The sequence below is a fragment of the Streptomyces sp. NPDC088706 genome (assembly GCF_044752765.1).
Lineage (GTDB): Bacteria > Actinomycetota > Actinomycetes > Streptomycetales > Streptomycetaceae > Streptomyces.
On sequence record NZ_JBIVLW010000048.1, the window covers coordinates 1 to 1,143 of the forward strand.

General features: G+C 68.6%; 1 protein-coding gene. It reads right to left on the reverse strand.

What is annotated here, in order from left to right; all coding sequences use genetic code 11:
• Positions 1–912, reverse strand: a 912-nt coding sequence (locus ACIQAK_RS33000; protein ID WP_366392982.1) for a condensation domain-containing protein, incomplete at its 3' end; no start/stop codon positions are given.
• Positions 913–1,143: the final 231 nt, after the last annotated feature.

The following is a 1,143-nucleotide window of genomic DNA, read 5'->3' on the forward strand; positions in this document are numbered from 1 at the left end:
GTCCTGACGCCCGGTCAACTGACCGAGCAGCAGAGCCCACGCACCCTGCACCAGCGTGTTCACCGTGACACCCAGCCCACCCGCCCGCCGGGCGAGTTCCCTGGTCTCGGCTATGTCGAGAGAGACATCGGCATGTCCGATACCGGGTTCGTCGCTCTCGGCCGGAGTGGTCAAGGGAGCCAGCAGGGTGGGTTCGTCGATTCCGTCGAGTGCGTCGGCCCAGGCGCGGGACGCGGCCTCCTGGTCCTGGCCGTCGAGCCAGACGAGGAAGTCGCGGTAGCCGCGGACCTGGGGCAGCCCGGAGGCATCACCGGAGGCATCACCGGAGGCATCACCGGAGGCACCGTACAGCCGCAGCAGATCCTCCATCAGCAGCGGCCCCGACCAGCCGTCGAAGAGGATGTGGTGGGCGGTGAGGACCAGTTCGGAGCGGTCCTCGCTCATTCGGACCAGCGCGAGACGCAGCAGCGGCGGCGCGGACGGATCGAAGTGGACCGTGTGGTCCTCGGCCAGGAACCGCTCCAGCTCCGCCTCCCGCTCAGCCTCGGACAGCCGCCTCAGATCGAGCTCCCGCCACGGCAGCTCGACCCCCTCGGTGACCAACTGCACCCAGCCACCACCAGCATGGGACACGAACGCGGTCCGCAGATTGGCGTGCCGGTCCAGCAGCGCCTGCCCCGCCGCACGCATCCGCCGGGGATCGGTCTCTCCCGACAGGTGGAAGACCAACTGCATCTGGTAGGCGTCGAGGGCGGACTCGCCATCGGCCAGGACGGTGTGGAAGAGGAGTCCGGACTGGAGCGGGGTCAACGGCCAGACATCCCGCAACCCGGGATACCGCTCCTCCCACACCTCGATCTCACCCTGCGACACCCCCACCAACGACAGGTCCGACGGCGTCAGACCCCCCACACCCCCACCCTCCACAAACCCCGCCAGACCCGACAACGCCCGCGACCACAACCCCGCGAGCTCCTCCACCTCACCCCGCTCCAACACCCCCGACGGGAACGAGAACACCGCCTCCAACCTCGGCCCCGACACCCCGTCCGCAACAAACGCACCGATCTCCAACGCCGACAACGCCGGCATATCCCCATCGAACTCCGACTCGATCTCATCCACACCCATCACCTGGGACCA